The sequence below is a fragment of the Actinophytocola sp. genome, from assembly GCF_036555685.1.
Classification (GTDB): Bacteria; Actinomycetota; Actinomycetes; order Mycobacteriales; family Pseudonocardiaceae; genus Actinophytocola.
In genome coordinates this window covers 1-5,871 of record NZ_DATBKY010000168.1, presented here as the reverse complement: position 1 = coordinate 5,871, position 5,871 = coordinate 1, and the positions used below count along the sequence as shown (strand labels likewise).

5 protein-coding genes and 2 pseudogenes are annotated in these 5,871 nt (G+C 73.6%); 5 read left to right on the top strand and 2 right to left on the bottom strand.

The features are described from left to right. Nucleotides 1–979 (bottom strand): annotated as a pseudogene (locus tag VH969_RS16080) (hypothetical protein); the annotation flags it as partial. A gap of 106 nt (nucleotides 980–1,085) precedes the next feature. Between VH969_RS16080 and VH969_RS16075 the strand changes: the two are divergent. From VH969_RS16075 to VH969_RS16055, 5 genes are all read left to right on the top strand, one after another. Then, nucleotides 1,086–2,273, top strand: a complete 1,188-nt coding sequence (locus VH969_RS16075) for a S8 family peptidase (RefSeq protein WP_331974860.1) — start codon at nucleotides 1,086–1,088, stop codon at nucleotides 2,271–2,273. Further along, nucleotides 2,266–2,850, top strand: coding sequence for an RNA polymerase sigma factor (locus VH969_RS16070; RefSeq protein WP_331974858.1), 585 nt, complete (start codon nucleotides 2,266–2,268; stop codon nucleotides 2,848–2,850). The genes VH969_RS16075 and VH969_RS16070 overlap by 8 nt, the downstream gene beginning before the upstream one ends. Continuing rightward, a complete protein-coding gene (locus VH969_RS16065; protein ID WP_331974856.1) occupies nucleotides 2,850–3,293 on the top strand; it encodes a hypothetical protein in 444 nt (147 codons plus the stop codon). The genes VH969_RS16070 and VH969_RS16065 overlap by 1 nt, the downstream gene beginning before the upstream one ends. A gap of 143 nt (nucleotides 3,294–3,436) precedes the next feature. Then, on the top strand, nucleotides 3,437–4,933 hold the full coding sequence (locus VH969_RS16060) for an FAD-dependent monooxygenase (protein ID WP_331974854.1): 1,497 nt from the start codon (nucleotides 3,437–3,439) through the stop codon (nucleotides 4,931–4,933). Between the two features lie 153 nt (nucleotides 4,934–5,086). Further along, a complete protein-coding gene (locus VH969_RS16055) occupies nucleotides 5,087–5,506 on the top strand; it encodes a nuclear transport factor 2 family protein (RefSeq protein ID WP_331974852.1) in 420 nt (139 codons plus the stop codon). Here VH969_RS16055 and VH969_RS16050 read toward each other — a convergent pair. Beyond that, nucleotides 5,503–5,871, bottom strand: a pseudogene (locus VH969_RS16050) (cysteine desulfurase NifS); the annotation flags it as partial. The gene VH969_RS16055 and the pseudogene VH969_RS16050 overlap by 4 nt on opposite strands.

Genomic DNA, 5,871 nt, shown 5'->3' with positions numbered 1-5,871 from the left:
GGGCGATGAGCTGGGCGAACGCCGCCCACTCCGGCCGGTGCTGGCGGGTGAACCCGCGCCGCGCGCGGCGTGCCTCGGCCAGCGCGGTCGGCCAGTCCCGGGCGAGGAACGCGGTCTGCGCGAGGACCACGCGGGCGCCGGGGATCAGCAGCCCGCGCCGCTCCCGCTCGTAGACCCGCACCGCGCGGTGTGCCGCCTCCTGCGCCTCGGCGGCCGCGCCGACCGAGAGCAGCAGCTCGCTCTGGTCGAGGAACACCGGGCCGAGCTGGCCGCCGTGCGCGCCGATCTGCGCCTCGGCCCTGGCGAGGTGGGCCAGCGCGGCGGGCGCGTCGCCGCGCAGTGTCTCCAGGAACCCGAGGTCCTCCGCGATGATCCCGGCCGCCAGGTCCCGGCCAAGCGCCCGGGCGAGCTGGTCGGCCTCGAGCAGGTCGGCCTCGGCGGCGGCGAAGTTGTGCCGCTCGGTGTGCAGGATTCCCCGGTTGACCAGGGTGCGCTGGAGGTTGAGCCGGTCACCGGCCCGGCGCAGCAGCGGGATCGCGGCCGAGTACTCCTCCGCCGCGCCCGCCAGGTCGCCGATCTGGTGCAGGACGTCGGCCCGCTGTGCCCGCGCCCGCGCGCGCCCGGCCCCGGCCAGCTCGCGCACGGCGGCGTCGATCTCGCGCACGGCCGCCCGGGACCGGCCGCGCTGGTTCAGCGCCGCGGCCAGCGGAATCCGGGTCTCCCCCGCGAGCTCCGGCGCGCCGGCGTGCCCGGCCAGCTCGATCGAACGCCGCAGGTGGCGGATCGCGCCGTCCACCGCGCCGGTCTGCAGCAGGGCCCGGCCCCACGCCCGCTCGGCGACGGAGCCCGCGCGGTCGTCGCCCGCGCGGCGCGCCTGCCGGACCGCGGCCGCGGCGACCGGCGCCGCCCGCCCGGCCGCCTGGTCGGCGAGCCGGAGCGCCTCCTCCGCCGCCTGCGCCGCGCTCACCCACAAGAGCATGAACTGTCACGTTCCATCGGGAGAACCGATAAACGAAAAAGGTGCATCACCGGCCCCGCGGCTGCCTCCGTAGAGCGTCGTTTCGAGCTGGACGAGAGGACCTGACATGAACGAGCGGGACGCCAACACGCAGGCCGAACCGAACCCCGGTGAGCTCATCGTCGACCTCCGGCACCGGGACGCGGTGGTCGCGATGATGACCGGCGAGCTCGGGCTCGCGTCGATCGGGGACATGGACGAGAGCGCCGACCTCGACCTCGTTCTCCTCAAGGACCTCGACCTCACCGCGTACGCGACCGGGGCCAAGGCGATGTACGCGAACGAGCTCGCGGCCCAGTTCCCGGACGGCAGCGCCACCGACCTGGACGTTCTGCTCCACGACCTGCGCCACCGGTTCGCCCGCGACGTCGGCTTCGTCCCGGAGATGGGCAAGAACCGTGAGGCCATCGTGGGCTTCCCGCAGCACAAGTCACTGCCGAACAACCCGGTACCGGTGCCCCATTTCCTGCTGGACATCACGTCGCCCGCGCCGGGCGCGGGAGTGACGGTCGGGGTCGTCGACACCCCACTGGTGCGGCACTCCGCGCTGCCGCCCGGTGAGGTGGATTCCGACGAGGACCTGGCCGCACCCCAGCGCGACCAGTTCTGGGCCGGGCACGCGACGTTCGTGGCCGGGCTGATCCGCCAGTCGGCGCCGGAGGCTCACCTCGACCTGCGCGCCGGTCTCAGTGCGGACAACGGGAAGTCGCCGGGGTGGGATCTGGCCAAGAAGATCGCCGGCTTCCGGCACTCCGACATCGACATCCTCAACCTGTCGCTCGGCTGCGCCACACCCGACGGCCGGCCGCCGCTGGTGCTCAGCCGCGCGCTGGAGGTGCTCGACGGCCGGATCCTGATAGTGGCGTCGGCGGGCAACCGCAACCTCGACCCGGACGCACCCGGACAGATCTGGCCCGCGGCGGCGACAGCGGTCGTCGCGGTCGGCGCCGCCCGGCACACGGAAGGCGGGGAGAACCTGGCGGCGTTCAGCATGGACCGGTCGTGGGTGGACTGTGTCGCCTCGGGCGTGAAGGTCACCAGCACGTATCCGAACAAGTCCGTGCTGGGCACGAACGACGCCGACGACAACGGCTGGGCGCAATGGAGTGGCACCTCGTTCGCGGCGGCCATCGTCTCGGGCAAGGTCGCCGCGCGGATGACCGAGAAGGACCTCAACGCCCGCGACGCGCTGGATGCCCTGCTCGAAGATCCGGACTCCGGCGTGCGGAAGTTCCCGGAGAACGGCAATGCGTGACGACCCGGCCGTGGTCGATCTCGTCCATCGGGCGGCGGGCGGCGACCAGGCGGCGTGGGACGCGATCGTGGCACGGTACGCGCCGCTGGTGTGGGGCATCTGCCGCCGCCACCGGCTGTCCGACATGGACGCCGATGACGTCGGCGCCAACGTCTGGCTGCGGCTGGTCGAACGGCTCGGCACGATCAAGGAGCCGGCGGCGCTGCCCGGCTGGCTCGCCACCACGACCCGCAACGAGTGCCTGCAGGTGCTGCGCGCCAAGAGGCGGCACGTGCCGGTGGAGAACGCGGAGTTCCGGGACGAGGAGGGCCCGCCGTCGGACGAGTGGCTGCTCACCCAGGAGCGGCACATCGCGCTGCGCGCGGCACTGGAGTCCCTCTCCGACCGCTGCCGGCACCTGCTGACGCTGCTCTTCGGTGAGCCGCCCACCCCGTACATCGCCATTTCCGACTCGCTCGGGATGCCCGTCGGCGCGATCGGGCCGAGCCGGGCGCGCTGCCTGGACGCGCTGCGTCGCAGTCCCGCCCTGACGTCGTTGCGCGACCCGGCGCCCGCGGTCGGGGAGGGACGGTCGTGATGAACGACTGGGACACCGACGAGGGGCTGAGCGCCGACCTGGCCGAGGCGCTGCGCGCACGGGCGGCCGTACCGGACCGGTTCGTCCGGCTCGGCAAGGAGGCGTTCGCCTGGCACACCGTCGACGCCGAGCTGGCGGCGCTCACGATCGCCGAGCCGGAAATGGCCGGCAGCCGGGCGGAGGGCGCGGTACTGCGCGCGCTGACTTTCGTAGCGAGCCGGCTGACGATCGAGCTCGAGGTCACCGACACCGCGCTGGTCGGCCAGATCGTGCCACCACAACCGGGCGAGCTGACCCTGCGCCGGCGAGACGGCTCGACGCGGGCGGTATCCGTCGACGCCGTCGGCTGGTTCCACCTACGCCCCCGGCCGACCGGACGCTTCCAGCTACACCTGCGGACCGCCGACGGCATGTCCGTGGTCACCGAGTGGACCGAGCTCTGACCGCTGCGCGCCACGTTCCGTCCACAACGGACGGTCGGCGAACCGGAACCCCCGCCACCTTCAACGTATAGCGGACCCCGGGGCTTGCGGCAAGACCCTGGGCGTGGCCCAGAATCCTGGGACCAGCGAACGAGGGGGAGACGATGGACGCCGACGTGATCATCGTGGGTGCCGGTCCGAGCGGGCTGATGCTGGCCGGCGAGCTGTGCCTCGCCGGCGTGCGACCGGTGGTCCTGGAACGGCGAGCGAACCGCCGGGAAGTCCCGAAGGCCAACGGCCTCGGCGGGCAGATCCTGCAACTGCTGCGCTACCGCGGCCTGCTGGAGCGGTTCGAGAAAGCCACCACCGCTCCCCCACCCGCACCCGTTTTCCCGTTCGGCGGCGTGCATCTGGACCTCACCGCCATGGCGGATCCCCCGCTGCACGCGCTGCCGCTCCCGCAACCGCAGCTCGAGCGCGTGCTCGAGGAACGCGCCCGCGAGCTCGGCGCCGACATACGGCGCGGACACGACGTGGTCGCGTTCGGCCAGGACGACGCGACCGTGACCGCGGAGATACGCGGGCCGGGGACGTACCGCGTGACCGGCCGGTACCTCGTGGGCTGCGACGGCCCGCGCAGCCGGGTTCGCGACCTGGCCGGCATCCCGTTCCCGGGCATCACCTATCCCGAGGTCAACCGGATCGGCCAGGTGACCGTGCCCGAGCCGGCCACCCTGCTCGCGTCCGGCGACCTCGAGGTCCCCGGAGCGGGCACGATCCCCGCGGGTTTCACCAGAACCGACCGGGGCGTGTTCGGGTTGGGATCGCCCGTCCCCGGCATGCTGTTCCTCTACACCACAGAGGACGAGTCCACCGAGTACGACGACGACGAGCCGATGTCCCCGGCCGAGCTGCGGGACAGCATCCGCCGCGTGCTCGGCACGGATCTCCCGCTGGGGGAACCGATCCGCCTGTCGCGCTTCACCTTCCAGGCCCGGCACGCCGAGCGGTACCGCGAGGGACGGGTGCTGCTGGCCGGCGACGCGGCCCACCTGTTCCCGGCCACGGGAGTGGCGCTCAACGCCGGCATGCTCGACGCGGTCAACGTCGCGTGGAAGCTGGCCGCGCACATCCACGGCTGGGCGCCGGCCGGCCTGCTGGACACGTACCACACCGAACGCCATCACGCGGGCGCGCGCACGCTGCGGCACGCGCAGGCCCAGGTGGCGCTCCGGCGCGGGCGGGACGCGGCCGCCGACGCGCTTCGCGAGCTGTTCGAGGAGCTGCTGGCCGACGAGCAGCCGCTGCGCCGGCTGGGCGCGCGCGTCGCCGGTACCGACATCCGCTACCCGATCCCGGGCCATCCGCTGGCCGGCACGTTCGCGCCCGACCTCACCCTGCACGGCGACGCGGGCACGACGAGCGTCGCGGAGCTCATGCGCACCGCGCGGCCCATCCTCCTCGACCTCGCCGACCGCGCGGACGTCCGCGAGGCCGCCGCGCGCTGGCGGCATCGCGTCGACGTCCACACCGCGAAGACCGGCCAGCGGCCGGCCGACGCCCTGCTGATCCGTCCGGACGCGACGATCGCGTGGGCCGCGGACGAACCCGTGGACCCCGCCGGGCTGCGGGAAGCGCTGTCGACCTGGTTCGGCGGCTAGGCGAGCCGGAACTCGAGCAGGCACCGCTGGGCGGTGAGGTCGGTGACGGCCGCCAGGACAGGAGCAGTGCCCCTGCCACGCCCCCCACGCGGGTTTCCGGCACAGTGGACGAGCGGCCCTTCGAGACCAGGCTGCCGACGTGACGGAGGTTCGATGGACGACCAGACCGCGCGAGCCATGATCCGGGCGCACTTCGACGCCTCGAGCGTCAGCGCGCCCGGCGGCGGGGCGGGGGACGACATCGCCCTGGCGTCGGAGATCTATGCCGACGACGCGGTCGTCGAGTGGCCGCAGGGTGGCGAGCGGGTGCGCGGCAAGGCGAACATCGTCGCGTTCCGGTCCACCTATCCGGCTCGCCAGGAGTTCGAGGTCCATCGGATCACCGGGTGTCACGACCTGTGGGTCAACGAGTACACGATCCGGTACGACGACCGGCCGGTGCTGGCCGTCGGGATCATGGAGTTCCGCGACGGGAAGGTCGTGCGCGAGCGGATCTACTTCGGCGACCCCTGGACGCCGCCCGCCTGGCGGGCCCGGTGGGTCGAGCGGTTCGACCCCCGCGAACCGGGCTAGTGTCCGGCGCCGGCCGCGATCGCCTTGGCGGCCCGGGCCACGTCGGGTTCGGTGGTCCGGCGGCCGATCGTCAGCCGCAGGGCCGAGTCGGCCCGCTCGGGTGGCAGGCCCATCGCGGTCAGGACCGGGGACGGGTGGTCGACGCCCTCGTGGCACGCCGAGCCGGTCGAGGCGGCGATCTCGGGGGTCGCCGCGAGGATCCGGCGGCCGCTGGTGCCGGCGATGCTGATGTTGAGCGTGTTGGGCAGGCGCCGGTTCGGGTGGCCGTTGAGCTCCACCCGGCCGGGCAGCAGCTCGGTGAGCCGCTCGTGCAGCCGGTCGCGAAGTCCGCGCAGCTCTCCGGTTTCCCGCTCGGCGAGCCGGGC

Bases quoted from the DNA above. Each gene is read 5' to 3' on its own strand.
- VH969_RS16075 (WP_331974860.1), top strand. From the start codon at position 1,086: ATGAACGAGCGGGACGCCAACACGCAGGCCGAACCGAACCCCGGTGAG.
- VH969_RS16070 (WP_331974858.1), top strand. From the start codon at position 2,266: ATGCGTGACGACCCGGCCGTGGTCGATCTCGTCCATCGGGCGGCGGGC.
- VH969_RS16065 (WP_331974856.1), top strand. From the start codon at position 2,850: ATGAACGACTGGGACACCGACGAGGGGCTGAGCGCCGACCTGGCCGAG.
- VH969_RS16060 (WP_331974854.1), top strand. From the start codon at position 3,437: ATGGACGCCGACGTGATCATCGTGGGTGCCGGTCCGAGCGGGCTGATG.
- VH969_RS16055 (WP_331974852.1), top strand. From the start codon at position 5,087: ATGGACGACCAGACCGCGCGAGCCATGATCCGGGCGCACTTCGACGCC.